The sequence below is a fragment of the Pantoea sp. M_9 genome, from assembly GCF_008631385.1.
GTDB classification, from domain to species: Bacteria; Pseudomonadota; Gammaproteobacteria; order Enterobacterales; family Enterobacteriaceae; genus Pantoea; species Pantoea eucrina.
In genome coordinates this window covers 163876-183454 of record NZ_VWUF01000005.1, presented here as the reverse complement: position 1 = coordinate 183454, position 19579 = coordinate 163876, and the positions used below count along the sequence as shown (strand labels likewise).

19 protein-coding genes are annotated in these 19579 nt (G+C 57.7%); 7 read left to right on the top strand and 12 right to left on the bottom strand.

Translation table 11 applies throughout. From position 1 onward, the window contains the following. Nucleotides 1-56: 56 nt before the first annotated feature. From rmuC to udp, 3 genes are all read right to left on the bottom strand, one after another. Complete coding sequence (gene rmuC, locus F3I15_RS10670) at nucleotides 57-1544, bottom strand: DNA recombination protein RmuC (RefSeq protein ID WP_150017887.1); 1488 nt, start codon at nucleotides 1542-1544, stop codon at nucleotides 57-59. 91 nt (nucleotides 1545-1635) lie between these two features. Next, the gene (locus F3I15_RS10665; protein ID WP_150017886.1) at nucleotides 1636-2907 is read right to left on the bottom strand and encodes a lipopolysaccharide assembly protein LapB; all 1272 of its coding nucleotides are present in this window, start codon (nucleotides 2905-2907) and stop codon (nucleotides 1636-1638) included. A gap of 99 nt (nucleotides 2908-3006) precedes the next feature. Further along, nucleotides 3007-3768: a uridine phosphorylase gene (gene udp, locus F3I15_RS10660; RefSeq protein WP_039381790.1), complete on the bottom strand. Its 762-nt coding sequence runs from the start codon at nucleotides 3766-3768 to the stop codon at nucleotides 3007-3009. Nucleotides 3769-4068: 300 nt separating this feature from the next. On the opposite strand from udp, the gene F3I15_RS10655 reads away from it, so the two are divergent. The 3 genes from F3I15_RS10655 (at nucleotide 4069) to F3I15_RS10645 (ending at nucleotide 6595) form a co-directional block, all read left to right on the top strand. Next, nucleotides 4069-4905, top strand: a complete 837-nt coding sequence (locus F3I15_RS10655; RefSeq protein ID WP_150017885.1) for a dienelactone hydrolase family protein — start codon at nucleotides 4069-4071, stop codon at nucleotides 4903-4905. Between the two features lie 178 nt (nucleotides 4906-5083). Further along, complete coding sequence (gene metR / locus F3I15_RS10650) at nucleotides 5084-6019, top strand: HTH-type transcriptional regulator MetR (RefSeq protein WP_039381784.1); 936 nt, start codon at nucleotides 5084-5086, stop codon at nucleotides 6017-6019. A gap of 93 nt (nucleotides 6020-6112) precedes the next feature. Further along, nucleotides 6113-6595, top strand: coding sequence for a DUF1456 family protein (locus tag F3I15_RS10645; RefSeq protein WP_071668203.1), 483 nt, complete (start codon nucleotides 6113-6115; stop codon nucleotides 6593-6595). A gap of 38 nt (nucleotides 6596-6633) precedes the next feature. On the opposite strand, the gene F3I15_RS10640 is transcribed toward F3I15_RS10645, so the two are convergent. After that, complete coding sequence (locus F3I15_RS10640) at nucleotides 6634-7494, bottom strand: carboxylate/amino acid/amine transporter (protein ID WP_150017884.1); 861 nt, start codon at nucleotides 7492-7494, stop codon at nucleotides 6634-6636. A gap of 402 nt (nucleotides 7495-7896) precedes the next feature. On the opposite strand from F3I15_RS10640, the gene glpT reads away from it, so the two are divergent. Next, the gene (gene glpT / locus F3I15_RS10635; RefSeq protein WP_071668204.1) at nucleotides 7897-9237 is read left to right on the top strand and encodes a glycerol-3-phosphate transporter; all 1341 of its coding nucleotides are present in this window, start codon (nucleotides 7897-7899) and stop codon (nucleotides 9235-9237) included. A gap of 33 nt (nucleotides 9238-9270) precedes the next feature. Here the strand turns inward: glpT and yigL are convergent, their stop codons facing one another. Next, nucleotides 9271-10071 carry a sugar/pyridoxal phosphate phosphatase YigL gene (yigL, locus tag F3I15_RS10630; RefSeq protein WP_150017883.1) on the bottom strand — a complete coding sequence of 267 codons (801 nt, stop codon included), beginning with the start codon at nucleotides 10069-10071 and terminating at the stop codon, nucleotides 9271-9273. A gap of 32 nt (nucleotides 10072-10103) precedes the next feature. Further along, the gene (gene pldB / locus F3I15_RS10625; protein ID WP_150017882.1) at nucleotides 10104-11099 is read right to left on the bottom strand and encodes a lysophospholipase L2; all 996 of its coding nucleotides are present in this window, start codon (nucleotides 11097-11099) and stop codon (nucleotides 10104-10106) included. A gap of 104 nt (nucleotides 11100-11203) precedes the next feature. Between pldB and rhtB the strand changes: the two genes are divergently transcribed. Next, nucleotides 11204-11827, top strand: coding sequence for a homoserine/homoserine lactone efflux protein (gene rhtB, locus F3I15_RS10620; RefSeq protein WP_094111154.1), 624 nt, complete (start codon nucleotides 11204-11206; stop codon nucleotides 11825-11827). A gap of 62 nt (nucleotides 11828-11889) precedes the next feature. On the opposite strand, the gene rhtC is transcribed toward rhtB, so the two are convergent. The 3 genes from rhtC to pldA are packed head-to-tail and all read right to left on the bottom strand — an operon-like array spanning nucleotide 11890 to nucleotide 15250. After that, on the bottom strand, nucleotides 11890-12513 hold the full coding sequence (gene rhtC / locus F3I15_RS10615; RefSeq protein ID WP_150017881.1) for a threonine export protein RhtC: 624 nt from the start codon (nucleotides 12511-12513) through the stop codon (nucleotides 11890-11892). Between the two features lie 12 nt (nucleotides 12514-12525). After that, nucleotides 12526-14352, bottom strand: a complete 1827-nt coding sequence (gene recQ, locus F3I15_RS10610; RefSeq protein WP_039381770.1) for an ATP-dependent DNA helicase RecQ — start codon at nucleotides 14350-14352, stop codon at nucleotides 12526-12528. Between the two features lie 19 nt (nucleotides 14353-14371). After that, complete coding sequence (gene pldA, locus F3I15_RS10605; RefSeq protein ID WP_039381766.1) at nucleotides 14372-15250, bottom strand: phospholipase A; 879 nt, start codon at nucleotides 15248-15250, stop codon at nucleotides 14372-14374. Between the two features lie 166 nt (nucleotides 15251-15416). Here pldA and F3I15_RS10600 point away from each other — a divergent pair, with 166 nt between their 5' ends. Both F3I15_RS10600 and rarD read left to right on the top strand, forming a co-directional pair. Continuing rightward, complete coding sequence (locus F3I15_RS10600) at nucleotides 15417-15887, top strand: thioesterase family protein (RefSeq protein WP_150017880.1); 471 nt, start codon at nucleotides 15417-15419, stop codon at nucleotides 15885-15887. 41 nt (nucleotides 15888-15928) lie between these two features. After that, nucleotides 15929-16828: an EamA family transporter RarD gene (gene rarD, locus F3I15_RS10595; RefSeq protein WP_150017903.1), complete on the top strand. Its 900-nt coding sequence runs from the start codon at nucleotides 15929-15931 to the stop codon at nucleotides 16826-16828. Here the strand turns inward: rarD and F3I15_RS10590 are convergent. The 3 genes from F3I15_RS10590 to ysgD all read right to left on the bottom strand — a co-directional run bounded on the left by F3I15_RS10590 (nucleotide 16799) and on the right by ysgD (nucleotide 19555). After that, nucleotides 16799-17851, bottom strand: a complete 1053-nt coding sequence (locus tag F3I15_RS10590) for an AbrB family transcriptional regulator (RefSeq protein ID WP_150017879.1) — start codon at nucleotides 17849-17851, stop codon at nucleotides 16799-16801. The genes rarD and F3I15_RS10590 overlap by 30 nt on opposite strands. 510 nt (nucleotides 17852-18361) lie before the next feature. Further along, a complete protein-coding gene (gene corA, locus F3I15_RS10585) occupies nucleotides 18362-19315 on the bottom strand; it encodes a magnesium/cobalt transporter CorA (RefSeq protein WP_039381760.1) in 954 nt (317 codons plus the stop codon). Between the two features lie 186 nt (nucleotides 19316-19501). Then, on the bottom strand, nucleotides 19502-19555 hold the full coding sequence (ysgD, locus tag F3I15_RS18450; RefSeq protein WP_349919670.1) for a YsgD/CorL family protein: 54 nt from the start codon (nucleotides 19553-19555) through the stop codon (nucleotides 19502-19504). Nucleotides 19556-19579: the final 24 nt, after the last annotated feature.

Here is a 19579-nt window from a genome sequence, read left to right as displayed (position 1 = left end):
AAATAATTCTCTCCGAAGTGTATCAGAGTCGCGCAATCCGAGCACGTTGCCGCCGGTTATTCATTGATACGGCGCACTTCTGCCGGTGTTTCCGCATCATCTTCTGCCCAGCGCTCATCCGCTTCATCCGGTAACGCCTGCTGCACCAGCTGCGGATTAATGGGCCGCTTAACTTCAACTCCCAGCGACTTAAACGCCTCGCTCTGGGCGATAAGATTGCCGCGCCCTTCTGCCAGCTTTTTCATCGCCTGCTGATAGCTTTGCTGCGCCTTATCCAGATTATGGCCGATGCCGCTCATATCATCGACAAACAGCCGCATTTTGTCATAGAGCCGTGCGGCGCGATCGGCAATGCGCTGGGCGTTGCGGCTCTGATGCTCATAGCGCCACAGATTATTGATAGTACGCAGCGCCACCAGCAGCGTAGTCGGACTGACCAGCATAATATTCTGCTGCAGCGCCTCGCTAATCAGCTCAGGCTGCCGATCGATGGCCAGCAAAAACGCCGGCTCCACCGGGATAAACATCAGCACATAATCCAGCGAGCGTAAACCGGGCAATTGTTGATAATCTTTTCGCCCCAGCAGACGAATATGACCGCGCATCGCCGCAACATGATCCTGAATCGCCAGCTCCCGTGCGGCATCATCCTCAGCGTTAAAGTAGCGCTCATACGCGACCAGCGCCATCTTGGCGTCCACCACCACATCTTTGCCCTGCGGCAGCCGGACAATCACGTCGGGCTGCATGCGCCCCTGCTCCAGCGCGATGTTAACCTGGGTTTCATACTCATACCCCTCACGCAGGCCGGACGCTTCCAGTACCCGACTGAGCACCACTTCGCCCCAGTTACCCTGAATCTTGTTGTCGCCTTTCAGCGCTTTGGTCAGGTTTAACGCCTCCTGTGCCATTTGTGCATTGAGCTGCTGCAGCTGGCGGATCTCATACGTTAACGTATGACGCTCACGCGCCTCCTGACCGAAACTCTCATTGACCTGACGGCGAAAGCCATCCAGCTGATCGCGCAGCGGCGCAATCAGGCTGTTCAGACTCTGTCGATTTTGCTCATCAACACGGCGACCGCTATTTTCAAAAATGCGGTTCGCAAGATTCTCAAACTGGGCGCTCAGACGCTGCTCGCTGTTAGTCAGCAGCCGCTGCTTCTCTTCAGCGGCAAAGCGCGTCTCCTCCAGCCGGATAGTCACCTCGCGCAGCTCCGCTTCCTGTGCGCTGTTGACCTCCAGCTGATTACGCAGTTCGCGGCTGAGCTGCTCACTTTCTGCACGCCAGTAATCCAGCTGCTGCAAGCGCTCCTGTGCCCCGCTCAGAGTGCCATGGAGCTGCCGCAGCTCCTGTTCACGCTGCCGGAGCTGCAGCTGCAGCTGTTCCTGTTCGCGCTGCTGACGCTGCTGCGCTGCTTCCAGCAGGCGATGCTCCGCGGTCAGGCTGGCGTGCTGCTGACTGGCACGCAGCTGCGCCAGCAGCCAGCCGATACCCAGACCGGCCAGTGCCAGCATAAGCGTGATAATAAATTGCTGATCCATGATCCCCCCGCCCCTCGCGATGCTCAGGGGAAAGGTAAAGTTGGCCTGGAGGAATGTCTACTGAAATCTCTGACCGCCAGGCCGCAGGAGGTCAGCAGGCTCTGACCGTGAGTTCGCCCGCTTTCCAGGCATCGATCAGGAAAAATGGCATCGGCAGCACCCATTCACTCTCATTCACCACGCGCGCCGGATAACACCAGCTCTGGCCGCCACAGGCGAGTTCAACCTGCTGCGTACCGTTGCAGGGGGCAGTGGCCTTACCGGTCATGCTGGCATAGCCGGCGTTACTGCCAACATGAAAATGGTCCGTCTGCCAGCGAACGGGAGCGTGAGCAGGCCACGGCTGCGCCTGATGAAAATGGAAAAGATCGTCATGACTGAGCAGGCTGGTGCGAACGGTGGGCCACAGCGCCACCTTGAGGAAATATTGATCGGTGAAGCGCTGATTGCCGGTGTAGCGCGCCATAAAGTCACGCATCTGCTGCGCAAGGTTGCGGAAGACGCCGTGACAGCCGCCCCACATTCCGGCCAGCAGCAGTTCGGTATGGGTAAAGTAGTCACGCATATGATGAAACCAGAACGGCGAGTCGAGCCAGGCCTGCACGGCCGCGGCTTCGCGCTCTGACAGCAGCGAGTCGGCGTCGCGAATGATAAAGCGCCTGACCGTGGGGTCATCCATCACCAGAAAGCGCCAGAGCGTAGGCTGAATCTCCTTTTCGTGCGACATATCCACCAGCTGCGCGCCGGCCTGCTGCAGGCGCTGCCAGACGTGCTGCGGCACGCTTTCATCCAGATAGACGCGACAGTGCCATGCCGGATAGAGCTCGCGCGCGACCTCAACGTTCTTAATCAGCGTTTCGCAGTAGCGCGGCTGATTGCCATACAGGCTGAACGCAATACTGTTTTCCGCCGGATTGTGCGGGTTAAACGCCGGCGGCGCATCAGCCGGAAACGGCTGCTTTTGTCCGGCAGAAAAGCGGGCATCAGAGTGCATCAGCGAAGCCAGGCCGTAGCGCGCCACCTCATCCGGCTTATCCAGCCAGCCGCAGACCTCAGTCAGGCCATCCAGCCAGGTTTCCGAAGCCTGTGCACGCTGTGCGTCAGGCGCCTGGCAGATTTTCTGATAGATTTTGTACGATTTTTTATAGTCGCCGGTGCGCATCAGCGTCAGCGCATAGTCGCTGAGCACCTGCATATGGTTCGGCATTACCCGCAATACCGCTTCACAGCACTGACGCGCCTGCGCGTAGTCGCCGTCGGCCATCGCCTGGCGAAACTGCGCGGCGGCGTGTTCAACGCGCGCCTGCGCAGCAGCGGGATTATTGACAGAGGCGGAACGGGGAGCGGAGAAGGTTTTGCGCATAAAAGGGATCCCAGAGTTCGCTGAATAGGTGCGCATCCTTATTCGTCAGCAACTGAGTTCCCTGTGAGGCGGGTCCCGCATCCATTGCCAACTGGCGCACTACAGTAAGCGACGCGCGGCTTCCACCACAATTTTCACGGCGTCGCTCTCGGTCTGCTTCATGGTTGCCGCGTCCGGGATCTCTTTTTGCGTACGGTTCACAATGACGCCAGCCACCATGCCGGCACGCAGTCCCTGACTGGCGCACATGGTTAACAGTGTAGCGGATTCCATCTCATAGTTAAGTACGCCCATCGCCTGCCACTCCTGCATGGAGCCCTGAAAGCGATTGACCACACGACCAGAGAAGGTGTCGTAACGCTCCTGGCCCGGATAGAAGGTATCAGAAGAGGCAGTAATGCCGATATGGGTACGCGCGCCGCACTCTTCTGCCGCCGCGACCAGCGCCGTGGTACAGGCAAAATCGGCCACGGCCGGAAACTCCATCGGAGCAAAGTGCAGGCTGGCGCCATCCAGGCGTACTGAGGCGGTCGTCACCAGCACGTCACCGACGTTAATGTGCGGCTGAATGGCACCGGTGGTGCCGACGCGCAGGAAGGTGCGGACGCCGAGCTGCGCCAGCTCCTCTACCGCAATCGAAGTGGAAGGACCACCGATACCGGTTGAGCAGACCACTACCGGCTTGCCGTCGATCTCCGCCAGCCAGGTGGTGAATTCACGATGCGACGCCAGATGCTGCGGATTCTCCATCAGCGCAGCGATTTTTTTCACCCGCTCCGGGTCGCCCGGGACAATCGCCAGCGTAGCGCCTTTCAGGTCAGCTTTAGTGATACCAAGGTGGAAAACGTCAGACTGGGTCATATCAGACTCCTGCTAATTAAGTATTGTGACGCGCACTCTACGTGAGGCAGCGCGACAAATATGTGATATCTCTCACTTCGAATAATGAAAGTTACATTACTAACCGCACTATTTGTGATTTTTGTCACAATATGATGCGCCGTTTCGCACATTTATCCGGCACGGTGCTGCGTAAGCTTCAGCGGCAATGTTAATACAGAAGCCGCATCTGAGAATCTGTTCCTTTTACCCTGTAACCATCCGGCCATTATGACCAGGCTATAGTTACCTGATTGCGCACCTGCCAGCACGGAGAGAATCATGAAAACCACAGAAAATATGGCACAAGAATCGACCCCGGATGGCTTCGCCTCAGCGGCGCAGCCCGCCGCCAGCAGCACAATCATTACCCAAAGCGATGCGATTCAGTGTGGCGAGACCTCTATTCCCAGCCAGGGTGAAAATCTGCCTGCCTGGTACGCACGACCTAAATCATTCAGCGGTACGCTGCCGGTGGTACTGGTGGTTCAGGAAATTTTTGGCGTACATGAGCATATCCGCGATCTGTGTCGCCGCCTGGCACTGGAGGGCTACCTCGCAGTGGCGCCGGAACTCTATTTCCGCGAAGGCGATCCGCAGGAGTATCACGATATCCCGACGCTGCTCAGCGAGCTGGTAAGCAAAGTGCCCGACAGCCAGGTGCTTGCCGATCTCGATCATGCGGCAAACTGGGCTGCACGGCACGATGGCGATATTCGACGTCTGGCGATTACCGGCTTCTGCTGGGGCGGGCGCATCAGCTGGCTGTTTGCCGCACACAATCCTCAGGTGCGTGCCGCAGCCGCGTGGTATGGCCGCCTGGAAGGGGAAAAAACGCTGAAGCAGCAGAAGCATCCGATTGATGTCGCCGTCGATCTCAACGCGCCGGTGCTCGGCCTGTATGGCGGGCAGGATGAGGGTATCCCGCTGGAGAGCATCGATAAAATGCGTCAGGCGCTGCATGCCGCCAATGCCAAAGCGGAAATTGTGGTCTATCCGGATGCCGGTCATGCGTTTAACGCTGATTATCGTCCGGGCTATCATGCGGAGTCGGCCCAGGATGCCTGGCAACGTATGCTGGCGTGGTTTAAACAGTATGGGGTAGCCCCCACCGCATAACGTTATCCGGGGCGCTGAGGCGCCCTTTTTCGTGCACGTTCTGCTTTTGACGCCCGCGTTTGCTGCCTCTGCGCGCGGCAGCCTCCCATTTAGCCATCCAGATGTTTACACCGCCACAATCTGCGGGTAGTGTATAGCTTACCGCGTCATCCGTTTTGTCCCGCTGTGAAGGATTCTCATGATCGAACTCAAACACCTGCGAACGCTGCAGGCGTTACACAACACCGGCTCGCTCGCCGCCGCTGCGGCGCAGCTGCACCAGACGCAGTCTGCGTTATCGCATCAGTTCAGCGATCTGGAGCAGCGCCTTGGCTTCCGGCTGTTTGTGCGTAAAAGCCAGCCGCTGCGCTTTACGCCGCAGGGTGAGATTTTACTGCAGCTGGCAGAGCAGGTACTGCCGCAGATCCAGCAGGCGCTGCAGGCGTGTCATGAGCCACAGCAGCAGGCTACGCTACGCATCGCCATTGAATGCCACAGCTGTATTCAGTGGCTGACGCCTGCGCTGAATAACTTCCGCAAGAGCTGGCCGCAGGTGGTGATGGACTTTAAATCCGGCGTCACCTTTGATCCGCAGCCGGCGCTGCAGCAGGGCGAGCTTGATGTGGTACTGACCTCGGATATTCTGCCGCGCAGCGGGCTGTTTTATACGCCGATGTTTGATTTTGAGATGCGGCTGGTGCTGGCACCCGATCATCCGCTGGCGCAGCGCACGCATATTACGCCGCAGGATTTCGCTGATGAAGTTCTGATGATCTACCCGGTACAGCGCCAGCGGCTGGATGTCTGGCGTCACTTTCTGCAGCCCGCCGGCGTCAGCCCGGCGCTGAAAAGCGTGGACAATACGCTGCTGCTGATTCAGATGGTTTCGGCGCAGATGGGGATCGCCGCCCTGCCGCACTGGGTGGTTGAGAACTTTGAGAAGCAGGGGCTGGTCGTCACTAAAACACTGGGCGACGGTCTCTGGAGCCGGCTCTACGCCGCCGTACGCGAAGGCGAACAGCGTCAGCCGGTGCTGGAAGCCTTTGTGCGTTTTGCCCGTCAGCACGCCTGTGATCACCTGCCGTTTGTGCGCGACGCTTCGCAGCCGGGCGCGGTATTACCCGGCGCATCCTGATGGCCCGGCGCGGCGTGCGTGCGCCGCGCTGTTATCCCCGCCCCGCCTGCACTATAATGCGCCGCCTTTACTGCATACCCGGAGAGTTTCACCATGACTAATAACGATGTTCTGCGCAGCGTGCGCTATATGCTTGATCTGAGCGATAGCAAAGTGGTGGAGATTTTTGCCCTTGCGGGAAGCGATGTGCCGCTGGAGGATGTGCAGGCCTGGCTGAAAAAAGAGGATGACGCCGCGTTTCGCAAACTGCCTGATGTACTGATGGGTTATTTCCTCAACGGGCTGATCTACTACCGGCGCGGTAAAAGCGACGATGCGCCGGCGCCCTCTGTTGAACGTCGCATGAGCAATAACATCTTTCTGAAGAAGCTGCGTATCGCGTTTGCGCTGAAAACCACCGATATCCCCGACATCCTGCTGAAAGCCAACTTCAAGGTTTCACAGGGCGAAATCGGCGCTATCTTCCGCAACCCGGATCACAAGAACTACCGCGAATGTGGCGATCAAATCCTGCGTAATTTCCTGAAAGGGTTAACGCTGATTCAGCGTCCGGGAACGCCGGCGAAGAAAAGCTGATCGCATGGCGCAGCCTGCAGGCTGCGCCCGTCACGTGCTCAGGCGTGACGCCTGCCAGTCACCCAGCGTTTATGCACATAGAGTGAAGCGAAGATCACCGCAGCGCCCGCAATAAAGCTCGGCCAGTGTGGCTTCTCCTGCCAGATCGCCAGATTCACCAGCAGCCCCGCCGGAACATGCATATTGTTCATAATGCCCAGCGTGCCAGCATCCACCTGCGTGGCTCCGTAGTTCCACATAAAATAGCCCAGCCCGGATGCGGCAACGCCCAGCCATATCAGCACGCTCCACTGCAGCGTAGTCGTGGGCAGTTTCTGCGGATTGCCCCACAGCGACCAGGCCAGGGCGGCAACAAGCACCGCTCCGAGATAGAACCAGGAGAACGCCGTATGCTGCGGCATGGGCCGCGTCTCCTGCAGCCGTTTGTATCCCACCATGCCGACAGCAAAGCAGAGATTCGCCGCCTGCACCAGCAGCAGACCCAGCCAGAAATGATCGCTGACTTTGTCATAGCGAATAATGGCTGCCCCCGCTACCGCCAGCAGCGCGCTGAAGGCGTAGCCGATGCGCAAGGGACGCCGGCTCAGCAGGTCATAAATCAGCGTGATATAGAGCGGCGTCATCACCGTAAACAGCAGGAACTCAGATACGCTCAGGTAGAGATAGGCTTCAAAACTGAGCAGATACATAATGCCGAGCTGCAGCATTCCCACCAGCATATAGAGCAGCAGCGTTGATGCCCGGTAGCCGCGCCAGCGCAGAAACGGCAGAAAAACCAGCGCGGCCAGGCCCAGGCGCATCAGCACGGAAAACCAGCTATCAACCTGGCCGGCCAGATATTCGCCGATCAGACTAAAAGAAAAAGCCCACAATACAGTGGTGATAATAAGTAACAGCACGGTACACCATTTCCCGATAAACAGAGGCGTTAGTGTAATCAAACCCGCCTGCGTCAGCTGAATAATCTGGTTTACAACTGAATATATTTTGCCCAATCGTGGCGAACAGCTGGTGATCCGTGCTGGTCCGCTGTTACCTCCTGATACAGACTCTGGTCAGAATGCGCATTAACACCGGCTAAAAACCTGGCAAAATGCGCGAAATCCAACATTTCCTGGTTTTTTTCGCTCCCGATTGTCATAAAACTGTAACATATGTGTCACACGTCACAGTAACGTGCAGCAACCATCTCTATCCTTTGCGCGATATGGAAACACCAGGTTTCCTTTACGCTTATGCGTATTTCTGCCCCAACCTGCTGGGAAATTCATAACTATTCTGCGCCCCGGAGGGCCACACTCATGCTGAGTATTTTCAAACCTGCACCGCATCGGCCTCAGGTCGCTGACGATCGTGTTGATCCGCTGTATCGCCGGCTGCGATGGCAGATCTTCCTCGGGATCTTCTTTGGCTATGCCGCTTACTATCTGGTACGCAAAAACTTCGCGCTGGCGATGCCCTATCTGGTTGAACAGGGATTCTCGCGCGGTGATTTAGGGTTTGCCCTCTCCGGCATCTCTATTGCGTACGGCTTTTCCAAATTCATCATGGGGTCTGTTTCCGATCGCTCAAACCCGCGCGTTTTTCTGCCGGCGGGCCTGATTCTTGCCGCCTCGGTCATGCTGTTTATGGGCTTCGTGCCCTGGGCGACCTCCAGCATTATGGTGATGTTTGTGCTGCTGTTCCTGTGTGGCTGGTTCCAGGGAATGGGCTGGCCGCCATGTGGCCGCACCATGGTGCACTGGTGGTCGCAGAAAGAGCGCGGCGGCATCGTTTCCGTGTGGAACTGCGCGCATAACGTCGGAGGCGGTATCCCGCCGCTGCTGTTCCTGCTCGGTATGGCGTGGTTTAACGACTGGAAAGCGGCGCTCTATATGCCCGCGTTTGGCGCCATTCTGATCGCGCTGTTTGCATTTGCCATGATGCGCGATACGCCGCAATCGTGCGGCCTGCCGCCGATTGAAGCGTGGAAAAACGACTATCCGCCTGATTACAGTGAGGATCATGAGCAGGAGCTGACCGCAAAGCAGATCTTTATGCAGTACATCCTGCCCAATAAGCTGCTGTGGTATATCGCGCTGGCAAACGTCTTTGTCTATCTGCTGCGCTACGGCATTCTCGACTGGTCGCCGACCTATCTGAAAGAGGTGAAACACTTTACGCTGGATAAATCCTCCTGGGCCTACTTCCTGTATGAGTATGCGGGCATTCCCGGTACGCTGCTGTGCGGCTGGATGTCAGACAAAGTGTTCAGAGGCAACCGCGGCGCGACCGGCGTGTTCTTTATGACGCTGGTGACAATCGCTACCGTAATCTACTGGCTTAACCCGCCGGGCAATCCGGGCATCGATATGCTCTGTATGATTGTGATTGGCTTTCTGATCTACGGCCCGGTGATGCTGATTGGCCTGCACGCGCTGGAGCTGGCACCGAAGAAAGCCGCCGGCACCGCAGCGGGCTTTACCGGCCTGTTCGGTTATCTGGGTGGCTCAGTAGCAGCCAGCGCTATTGTTGGCTATACCGTTGATTTCTTCGGCTGGGATGGCGGGTTTATGGTGATGATCGCCGGCTCGGTGCTGGCAGTGGTGCTGCTGCTGCTGACCATGATCAACGAACATAAGCATAAGAAACAGCTGGGATAAGCGAGGCGGGCCGGGAGAGACCGGCCCCTTTTTTTACTCCAGAAAGAGTTTACGCAGCGTGTGCGGCACCGCATCGTCCGCATTGCTGCCAATGACCTCCAGCGACGGCAGCGTATCCTTCAGGCGCTGCTGACCGTTGTGCATAATGCACCCTTTGCCGGCCATACTCAGCATCTCCACATCGTTCATGCCATCGCCGAATGCGATGCACGCTTTCAGCGAATGCCCCAGCTGTTTTGCCACAGCCTCCAGCGCGTGCCCTTTCGACACGCCGCCCGCCATCACTTCCAGACAGGTTGGCAGCGAGAAACTGACGTTAACGCGATCGCCCCAGCGCGCTTCAATCGCCTGCTCCAGCGGCAGCAGACTGGCCGGATCGCTGCAGGTGAAAAAGACCTTGCTGATGCCATCGGTGGGCAATATTCCCGGCTCATAGAGCTGATACATAAACTCTGACTCCTGAAAATAGTCCTGCTCATCGGGATGGTGACGGTTCATAAACCACTCATCATCGCGATAAACATGGGTCAGGATGTTTTCATCCTGATATTTCAGGGCGTAAAGCTCGCTGGCGATATCGCCATCAAGATTGTGGCTGAAAATCAGCTCGCCTGAGGCGTTATGCACGCGCGCGCCGTTGGAGGTGATCATATACGCCGGAATGCCGAGCTTGTCGCGCATCTGTCCCACGTCGATATGGTGGCGGCCGGTGGCAAAAACAAAATGGATATCACGCGCCACCAGCGCCTGCAGCGTGGTACGGGCAAACGGCGTCAGACGATGTTGCGGCGAGAGCAGCGTGCCATCCAGATCGGATGCAACGATGTGAAACATGGAAACCTCGGGTTGTAATAACGGAAATAACGTCAGCTGAGATGACGGGCAAAAAAATCCACGGTGGCATTGAGCGCTTCGGCGCGCATTGCATCTGATTCAAACAGAATTTCATGGCGCGCGCCTTCAATGACGCGCGGTGCGTTACCTTCGCAGGGATGCCCGGCTGCCGCCAGCGCCTGGCAGAAGAGATCCTGTGAACGGTTGTCCACCACATCATCTTCACTCGCCTGCAGCAGCAGCAGCGGCGTGGTGATATTTGCCGCCTGACGCATGATATTGCGTCCGGCCTGCACGCCTTCACGCACCCAGTGATAGGTCGGACCGCCGACGCGAATAGCCGGATCGTCAGCATAAAAGCGCAGATTGCGTCGATAGCGCTCGCGGCTGTGCGTCAGGCGGTTAATGCCAAACGGATGCGCGCGCCAGCGCCCGGTGCCAAGGGCATATCCGTCGCGCAGCGCCGGCCGCTTCTCTGCCCAGTCAAGAATACGGTGCGCCAGAAAGGGCGGCAGCGGCAGCACAATGCCAAACATAGGTGCGCATAGCACCGCCGCATGAAAGGCCCGCGGCTGCCGGGCCAGAAACAGCGCGACAATGGCACCGCCCATTGAGTGAGCCAGTACATAGCGCTGCTGATAATGCTGGCTGACAATCTCTTTCAGGTAGAGGGTCTCCAGATCGTCAACATAGTCGCTGAACTCCACCACGTGGCCGCGGTGCGAATCTGCCAGCAGCCGCTCAGAGCGCCCCTGCCCGCGATGGTCAATAATCACCACATCGTAGCCGCAGTGAAACAGGTCATATGCCAGCTCGGGGTATTTGATATAGCTTTCAATACGCCCCGGCACAATCAGGATCACGCGCGTGTGGTGTGGCGCAGTAAAACGTACATAGCGCAGAGTAAGATTGCCCGTGCCGGTGAACTCGCACTCTTCCCGCTGCCGCCAGAAGTCGAGCAGCGGACCGGTAGCAAACGCCGCAAAAGCGCGTTCGCGTCTGAGCCAGCTCTCTTTATGGTGCTGCATCTGCCCCTCCCGGAGAGTTCAATCCGCCCTGCTGGTATGCCATAGCGCAGCGCAATTTTCTGGCGTATTGTGTCATACTTCGCTCGCTTCAGGGAATGTCATGCATGACTACAGAATGGTGGTTAACCTACCTGCTTACCACAACCATCCTCAGCCTTTCGCCAGGCTCGGGCGCTATCAATACCATGAGCACCGGTATCAGCCACGGCTATCGCGGTGCGGCCGTATCGATCACCGGCTTACAGCTCGGACTGGCGGTGCATATTGTGCTGGTGGGGGCCGGACTCGGCGCGCTATTTTCACAGTCGCTGCTGGCGTTTGAGATCCTGAAATGGGCCGGCGCCGCCTATCTGATCTGGCTGGGTATTCAGCAGTGGCGCGCCGCTGGCAGCCTCGACCTGAACGCCGTTGCCAAAGCGATGCCGCGCCGGCACCTGTTTCAGCGCGCGCTGCTGGTTAACCTGACCAACCCTAAAAGCATCGTGTTTCTTGCCGCGCTGTTTCCGCAGTTTATTCTGCCCCATCAGCCGCAGCTGATGCAGTATCTGATCCTCGGCGTGACCACGATTGTGGTCGATATCATTGTAATGATTGGCTACGCCACGCTGGCGACGCGCATTGCGGGCTGGATCAAAGGTCCGAGACAGATGAAGCTGCTGAACCGCATTTTTGGCGGATTGTTTATGGCGGTCGGCGCGCTGTTAGCCAGCGCGCGTAAAATAGCGTGATAAACGGCCGGGTGTGCAGTCAGCCACACCCGGCGCAGCGTCGCCGTTTCAGGCGACCAGGCCTAGCGCGAAATAATCAGGTGAATGCCAAAACCGGCAAACAGCACGCCCGCCATGCCATCCACCCACTTTGCCATACGCTGATACTTCTCGCGCATCCACGGCAGAGCAAAGATAGCGGCCACCAGCGCAAACCATGCAAAGGTTTCCGTAATAATCAGCAGGAATAGCCCCCAGCGCGTCGCAGCACCGACATCATTGCCGACAAACAGCGAAAAGACGCTGCCAAAATAGATAATGGCTTTGGGATTGGACAGGTTTGTCAGCAGCCCTTTGAGAAAGCTCATGCCGCGCTTCGGCAGCTCTACCACGGGTGCATCACTCTGCGGTTGCTTATGGCGCTGACGCGCCGAACGCAGCAGCTGCCAGCCCATCCACAGCAGATAAAGCCCGCCGCCCACCATGATAATTTCATGCAGCCACGCCATTTTGGCCAGCAGCAGGTGCAGACCCATCAGCGCTACGCCCGCCCAGACAACAATGCCCAGCGTAATGCCCAGCACGCCCATCATCGCCTCTTTGCGCGAGCGGCTGGCCGCAGTTTGCGACACAAAAAAGAAGTCAGGGCCGGGGCTCATCAGCGCAACCAGATGCACCAGCGCGACGGTAGCAAACAATATCAGCATGCGTTTAGTCCTTTATTCGTCATTATCAAGATGTTCCCGGATCATCAGCAGGAACGGCTTACCAAAGCGCTCCAGCTTGCGATGCCCGACGCCGTTTACGCTCAGCATATCTGACGCGCTGACCGGCAACTGCTCCGCCATTTCAATCAGCGTGGCGTCATTAAACACCACGTAAGGCGGAATATTCTCTTCATCCGCTATCGCCTTGCGCAGCTTACGCAGCTTGGCAAACAGCTTGCGATCATAGTTGCCGCCGTACACTTTTGGTGCACTGCTGCGGCTTTTCGCCGTCACGGTGCGCGGTACCGCAAGCATCAGCGGTATTTCAGCGCGCAGCACCGGACGCGCGGCCTCGGTGAGCTGCAGCGCAGAGTGCATGGCGATATTTTGTGTCACCATGCCGAGGTGAATGAGCTGACGCAGTACGCTGATCCAGTGCTCCAGGCTCTGCTCGCGCCCCAGGCCATAGATCGGCAGTTTGTCGTGGCCGTTATCGCGTATACGCTGGCTGGCTGAGCCGCGCAAGACTTCCACAATGTAGCTCATACCAAAACGCTGGCCGGTACGGTAAATGCACGACAGTGCTTTCTGCCCGTCGACCAGCCCGTCATAGCGGCGGGGAGGATCGAGGCAGATATCGCAGTTGCCGCAGGGCTGCTGACGCCCTTCGCCAAAGTAGTTCAGCAGTACCAGACGCCGGCAGGTTTGCGCTTCCGCAAACGCGCCCATCGCATTGAGCTTGTGACGCTCGATATCCTGCAGCGGCCCCGGAACTTTCTCCTCCAGGCATTTGCGCAGCCAGACCATATCCGCCGGATCGTAAAGCATCATCGCTTCAGCAGGCAGGCCGTCACGTCCGGCGCGGCCGGTTTCCTGATAGTAAGATTCGATGTTGCGCGGGATATCAAAATGCACCACAAAACGTACGTTGGGTTTGTTGATCCCCATGCCAAACGCCACGGTAGCGACCACAATCTGCAGATCGTCGCGCTGAAACGCCTCCTGCACATGCGCGCGCTGTGCGCTGTCGATGCCGGCGTGATAGGCGCCCACGCTCAGACCGCGGCTCTGCAGACGCGCGGCGGTATCTTCCACTTTTGCCCGGCTGTTACAGTAAATAATGCCGCTTTTGCCGCGCTGCTCCTGCACATAGCGCAGCAGCTGGTCGGTGGGCTTGAACTTTTCCACCAGGGTATAGCGAATGTTAGGACGATCAAAGCTGCTGACCTGAATCAGCGGATCGCGCATCTGCAGCAAATGAACAATGTCGTTACGCGTGGTTTCATCGGCCGTGGCGGTCAGCGCCATCACCGGCAGCTGCGGAAAGCGCTGCCTCAGCTGCCCGAGAGCACCATACTCCGGCCGGAAGTCATGCCCCCACTGCGAAATACAGTGCGCTTCATCAACGGCCAGCATCACCGGATTCCAGTGCTGCAGCCCCTCGAGAAAGTTGTCCATCATCAGCCGTTCCGGAGCGATGTAGAGCAGTTTGAGCTTCCCGGTGCGGCAATCGGCAAAAACCTGCTGCTGCTGTTCGCGCGTCTGCGTCGAGTTAAGACACGCCGCCGCTACGCCGTTGGCCAGCAGCTGATCAACCTGATCTTTCATCAGTGAAATCAGCGGGGAGACCACCAGCGTCAGCCCGTCCTGTACCAGCGCCGGGATCTGATAACAGATCGATTTGCCGCCGCCGGTCGGCATGACGACCAGACAGTCGCGCCCCGAGAGCGCTGACTCGATAATGGATTGCTGACCCGGACGAAACTGCTGATAGCCGAAAGTGTCATGTAACACCTGCTGCGCCAGCGTTTCCTGATTGTGCACTGCCGAAATTGCCACGGTAATCCTGTTTTACTGATTAGAACAGATCGTTAAGCGTTACGCCCACGCCTAAACGGGTCTGACGGTGGTTATAGTCGATAAGCGATTCGCCATAGCCGCTGAACAGCTGCGTATAAAAGCGAACGTGTTCAGTGAGAGGATAGCTCCAGGCGAAGGTTGCGCCGCCGTAGCCGCTGTTCCAGTTATAGTTGCCTTCCACGCTGAAAATGCTGTCGCCCATCATATAGCCGAGCTTCGCGCGGTAATAACCCATGTATTTGGTAATGTCCGGGTTATCGTCATTGCTGGCGCTTTCCGGCAGACGATACCAGGGTTTGATCTCCGCAAGGAAGTTGCCGTTTTCTGCCATCAGGCGGGCGTAAAGGCGGTTCCAGCTGCGGGAAGTGGGATCGCTGCGACCATTGGACTGATGATTAACGCCCAGCTCCACATCGCGCAGCGTCCAGCCTGCCAGCGAGTAGTCCGTTGCCCAGCCCAGAAACAGCTGCGGCTCATAGTTTGTTTCGCGGAAGGGTGACGACGCGCCGCGATTCGACAGCTGCCACCATGAACGCTGAGTATACGAGGCGGCCAGTACTGAGTTATCACCTAAAATGCCGCGCCACAGCGGAAACGCCAGGCTGAGCTGGAATTTTACTTCATCTTTTTTCGCTTTGTCTGCCCAGTTGTAAGAGGAAATCGCCTCTTTATTCATGTCGCTGGTGTAGGTGTAAAGCAGGTAGTTGTTTTCATAGGGGTAAAGCACAAACGGATTGTCATGCTTTTCCAGCAGATTTGCGATCACGCTCCCCTTCACCGCAGGTGCGTCGTGAATATTTTTAATCGTGGCTTCATCTGCCTGCGCCAGTGCAGGAACGGTTAATGCCGCGGCCAGCATGACGTATTGCTTACGCATAGTGTTCTCCAGTGCGCTGCGTGGGAAGGTTTTCAGGGCGGTGGTACAAAAAGCAGGCCATTCTACACGCAAAGCGGGACGTTGATCAGCGCCGATTTCTGAAACTGGAAAGCAGCGCGGGAGCAGCATAATATACACAAATTCTTAACATCTTAAGGCCGTAACTATGTCATCTCCGATGCTGACTCAGCAGGACGCGCGCCAGCTGATTGGTGAAATTTTTGTTTATCATATGCCGTTTAATCAGGCGCTGGGCCTGGAGCTGGAACACCTTGATGCTGATACGATCCGGCTGGCATTTGCCAATAAAACCATGCTGGTAGGCAACGCCGCACAGCAGATCCTGCATGGCGGCGTGATTGCTTCAGTACTGGATGTTACCGCCGGGCTGGTCTGCGTCAGCCATGCGCTGACGCGGCAGGAGAGCATCAGCGAAGAGGAGCTGCGGCAGCGGCTGGCGCGAATGGGCACTATCGATCTGCGGGTTGATTATCTGCGCCCGGGCCGCGGCGAGCGTTTTATCGCTACCGGCACACTGCTGCGTGCCGGCAATAAAGTCGCCGTGGCGCGCGTTGAACTGCATAATGAGCAGCACGATTATATCGCTACGGCTACCGCCACCTACCTGATTGGTTAACCCACGCAGCGCAACCGGTGCGCCGCCTTATGGACAATACAATGGACAGCCAGCAAACGCGGCAGGGCATTTTTTATGCGCTCGGCGCTTATTTTATCTGGGGCGTTGCTCCGGCCTACTTCAAACTGGTCATGGCAGTGCCGCCCGCCGAAATCATGACCCACCGGGTGATCTGGTCCGTGCTCTTTATGCTGATCCTGATCACGCTGAGCCGCAGCTGGAAGCAGGTGCGTCAGGTGGCCGCTCAGCCGAAAAAAGTTCTGCTGCTGGCGCTGACCGCCGTCACCGTCGGCGGCAACTGGCTGCTGTTTATCTGGGCGGTCAATAATCAGCATATGCTGGAGGCGAGCCTCGGCTACTTTATCAATCCGCTGATTAATGTGGTGTTGGGTATGCTGTTTCTGCGTGAGCGCTTTCGCCGTCTGCAGTGGCTGGCGGTTGTGCTGGCGGCGGCGGGCGTACTGGTGCAGCTGTGGCAGTTTGGCTCGCTGCCGGTGATTGCGCTGGGGCTGGCGCTGAGCTTTGCGCTGTATGGCCTGGTGCGGAAAAAGATCCAGGTTGATGCACAAAGCGGCATGCTGATCGAGACGCTGTGGCTGTTACCGCTGGCGGCGATCTATCTGTTTGGTATTGCCGACAGCGCGACCAGTCATCTCAGCGCCAATCCGCTCAGCCTCAATCTGATGCTGGTGGCCGCCGGCGTGCTGACCACCATTCCACTGATGCTGTTTGCCGCAGCCTGCGCGCGTCTGCGTCTCTCAACCGTGGGCTTTTTCCAGTATCTTGGCCCGACGCTGATGTTCCTGCTGGCGGTACTGTTTTATGGCGAGCGCCTCACCCCCGATAAGCTGGTCACCTTTGGCTTTATCTGGCTGGCGCTGGCGGTGTTTATTTTTGACGCCGTGCTCTTCTCAGCCCGCACGCGGATGCGCAAAGCGTGAGATAAAGCGCGCCAGTGCCGGGCCGGTGAGCAGAATAGTAAACAGACGCAGCGTCTGCAGCGCCATCACAAACGCCATATCGACCCGGCTGCCGGCTGCGATAATAGCGACGGTATCCAGCCCGCCCGGGCTGGTAGCCAGATAGGCAGTCATCAGGTCAATATGCAGTACCCGTGTCAGCATCCATGCCAGCGCCGCACACAGCACCATCAGCCCGAGGATTGAGGCGAGCATCTGCGGCAGCGTCCGCAGCGCCAGCAGGAAAATCGGGCGCGTAAAGCGCAGTCCGACGCTCCAGCCAATTAGCGCATAGGCCAGCGCCAGCAGCCACTCCGGCACCTGCAATGTCGCGATTTCGCTCCCCTGCAGCGTGGCACCAATCAGCGCCGGCAGCAGCAGCGCACCGGAGGGGATCCGCAGGCGCTGCCCGAGCCAGGCACCGGCAATCATTACCATCAGCGTCAGCAAAAAACCGTAATCAAGCGCCGGAAACCAGATCACCCCGGTCGCACCGCCGCTGGTATCCAGACCAATACGCGCCACTACCGCCGCCGCTGTGGCGACGAACAGCACGCGCAGATACTGCATAAACGCGACCAGACGCACGTCAGCCCCGAAATCCCCTGCCATCGCCACCATCGCCGAGGCGCCGCCGGGCGACGATCCCCAGGCACCGGTAGGCCCTGGCAGGTTACTGAAGCGCACCAGCAGAAAACCTGAGAGACCGCTGGCGGCCAGCGTGAGGATCAGTACCGCCAGCACGACCGGCCAGTCGTTTAATAATGGGGTCAGTATGGCGGGCGACAGGCTCTGAGCGATCATGCAGCCCAGCACCGCCTGCGCCAGAATAAACAGCCGTTTATCGATACGCAGCGTTGCGCCGCTGAGTCCCATCACGGTTCCGGTAATCATCGGGCCAAGCAGCAGCGCAGCGGGCAAGTGAAGCAGCTGGAGAGCAACGCCCAGCGTCAGCGACGCAATCACCAGCAGCATCCATTGTAAGCGGAGAGAGTAGTGTGACATGAGCAGAATCAGACAAAGATAAGAGTTCAACAGGTTACGCAGGTTGCGCCCCCGGAGCCAGCGCAAATCGTTTTTTAATCAGCAGGCGGGTGCGATATTCGACCAGGGCGCCATGAATGGCGTCATCAGACGGGTGCGATATTCGACCAGGGCGCCATGAATGGCGCCCCTACAGAATGTAGGGGGCGCATTTATGCGCCCCTGGCGTCAGGCGGGTGCGGTATTCAACCAGGGCGCCATGAATGGCGTCATCAGACGGGTGCGATATTCGGCCAGGGCGCCATGAATGGCGTCATCAGACGGGTGCGATATTCGGCCAGGGCGCCATGAATGGCGCCCCTACAAAAATGTAGGGGGCGCATTTATGCGCCCCTGGCGTCAGACGGATGCGATATTCAACCAGGGCGCCATGAATCGCGCCCCTACAAAAATGTAGGGGGCGCATTTATGCGCCCCTGGCATCAGACGGATACGGTATTCAACCAGGGCGCCATGAATGGCGCCCTGCGATCACAGCCAGTTTTTACGTTTGAAATAGAGATAAGGTGCCAGGCCCGCCAGCATCATCAGGCAGATTGCGCCAGGATAGCCGAAGCTCCATTTTAGCTCAGGCATAAACTCAAAGTTCATACCATAGCTGGAGGCCACCAGCGTTGGCGGCAGGAACACCACCGAGACCACTGAGAAGATCTTGATGATGCGGTTCTGTTCGATATTGATAAAGCCCATCGCCGCCTGCATCAGAAAGTTGACCTTCTGGAACAGGGATTCATTGTGCGGCAGCAGCGATTCGATATCGCGCAGGATTTCGCGCGCCTGCTCCAGCTGGTTACCCGGCAGGCGCGCCTTACGCACGAGAAAGTTGAGCGCACGCTGCGTATCCATCAGGCAGAGACGGACTTTCCAGCCGATATCTTCCAGCTCGGCGAGACGCGACAGCGCCTCGTCATACTCTTCACCCTGCTGACCTTCCATAATCACGCGGCTCAACTTCTCCAGCGCGCTATAGATATTTTCAATCTCATCCGCCAGCTGCTCAATCTTGGTCTCGAACAGATCCAGCAGCAGCTCATAGGCGTTACCGTCAGTCAGCTGCTGATTACGGGCGCGCATGCGGTAAAGGCGAAAGGCTGGCAGCTCGCGCTCGCGCAGCGTATAGAGGCGATCTTCGCGGATTGTAAAGGCCACGGTGGAGTTGCCGGCGTGATCTTCAGCATCTTCAAAGAAAAAGAATGAGTGGATATGCAGGCCATCTTCATCTTCAAAGAAGCGCGCCGAGGCTTCAATATCTTCCAGTTCCGGACGCGTTGCCAGGCTCTGTCCCAGCTCTGACTGCACGCGCTCGCGCTCGCTGTCATCCGGCTCGATGAGATCGACCCATACCGACGTGTTGAGTTTATCGTTGTTGTCTTCCAGCTCGATGCGCGTCAGGCGATCGCGCTCAAGTTTAAATGCGCTCAGCATAGCAATACTCCCCATTGCAGACCAAATGGGACAGGGCGGTGCCCGTCACGTCCGAAACGTAACGGACACGGCAAAGCCTTAACGCGGAAACTTTCGCTTCAGGGTGTGATCAGTGCTGACTCATGCGACGGATAAGCAAAGGAGGTCGCGGATAACCTTTCAGGCTACCTGCGTAAAGAGGTAGCCTTAGATATTCCTGCTAAACAGGATGTTGAGCCAGCATCGACTGGGCGCGTCCAAGGCATTGTCCTCTCATGATAATAG

Excerpts from the sequence above, each read along its gene's own strand:
- F3I15_RS10645 (WP_071668203.1), top strand. The coding sequence starts at position 6,113 with ATGACTAATAACGATGTTCTGCGCAGCGTGCGCTATATGCTTGATCTG.
- F3I15_RS10665 (WP_150017886.1), bottom strand. The coding sequence starts at position 2,907 with ATGCGCAAAACCTTCTCCGCTCCCCGTTCCGCCTCTGTCAATAATCCC.
- rhtB (WP_094111154.1), top strand. The coding sequence starts at position 11,204 with ATGACTACAGAATGGTGGTTAACCTACCTGCTTACCACAACCATCCTC.
- rhtC (WP_150017881.1), bottom strand. The coding sequence starts at position 12,513 with ATGCTGATATTGTTTGCTACCGTCGCGCTGGTGCATCTGGTTGCGCTG.
- F3I15_RS10600 (WP_150017880.1), top strand. The coding sequence starts at position 15,417 with ATGTCATCTCCGATGCTGACTCAGCAGGACGCGCGCCAGCTGATTGGT.
- udp (WP_039381790.1), bottom strand. The coding sequence starts at position 3,768 with ATGACCCAGTCTGACGTTTTCCACCTTGGTATCACTAAAGCTGACCTG.
- corA (WP_039381760.1), bottom strand. The coding sequence starts at position 19,315 with ATGCTGAGCGCATTTAAACTTGAGCGCGATCGCCTGACGCGCATCGAG.
- F3I15_RS10590 (WP_150017879.1), bottom strand. The coding sequence starts at position 17,851 with ATGTCACACTACTCTCTCCGCTTACAATGGATGCTGCTGGTGATTGCG.
- rmuC (WP_150017887.1), bottom strand. The coding sequence starts at position 1,544 with ATGGATCAGCAATTTATTATCACGCTTATGCTGGCACTGGCCGGTCTG.
- pldA (WP_039381766.1), bottom strand. The coding sequence starts at position 15,250 with ATGCGTAAGCAATACGTCATGCTGGCCGCGGCATTAACCGTTCCTGCA.
- metR (WP_039381784.1), top strand. The coding sequence starts at position 5,084 with ATGATCGAACTCAAACACCTGCGAACGCTGCAGGCGTTACACAACACC.
- yigL (WP_150017883.1), bottom strand. The coding sequence starts at position 10,071 with ATGTTTCACATCGTTGCATCCGATCTGGATGGCACGCTGCTCTCGCCG.
- F3I15_RS10655 (WP_150017885.1), top strand. The coding sequence starts at position 4,069 with ATGAAAACCACAGAAAATATGGCACAAGAATCGACCCCGGATGGCTTC.
- rarD (WP_150017903.1), top strand. The coding sequence starts at position 15,929 with ATGGACAGCCAGCAAACGCGGCAGGGCATTTTTTATGCGCTCGGCGCT.
- glpT (WP_071668204.1), top strand. The coding sequence starts at position 7,897 with ATGCTGAGTATTTTCAAACCTGCACCGCATCGGCCTCAGGTCGCTGAC.
- pldB (WP_150017882.1), bottom strand. The coding sequence starts at position 11,099 with ATGCAGCACCATAAAGAGAGCTGGCTCAGACGCGAACGCGCTTTTGCG.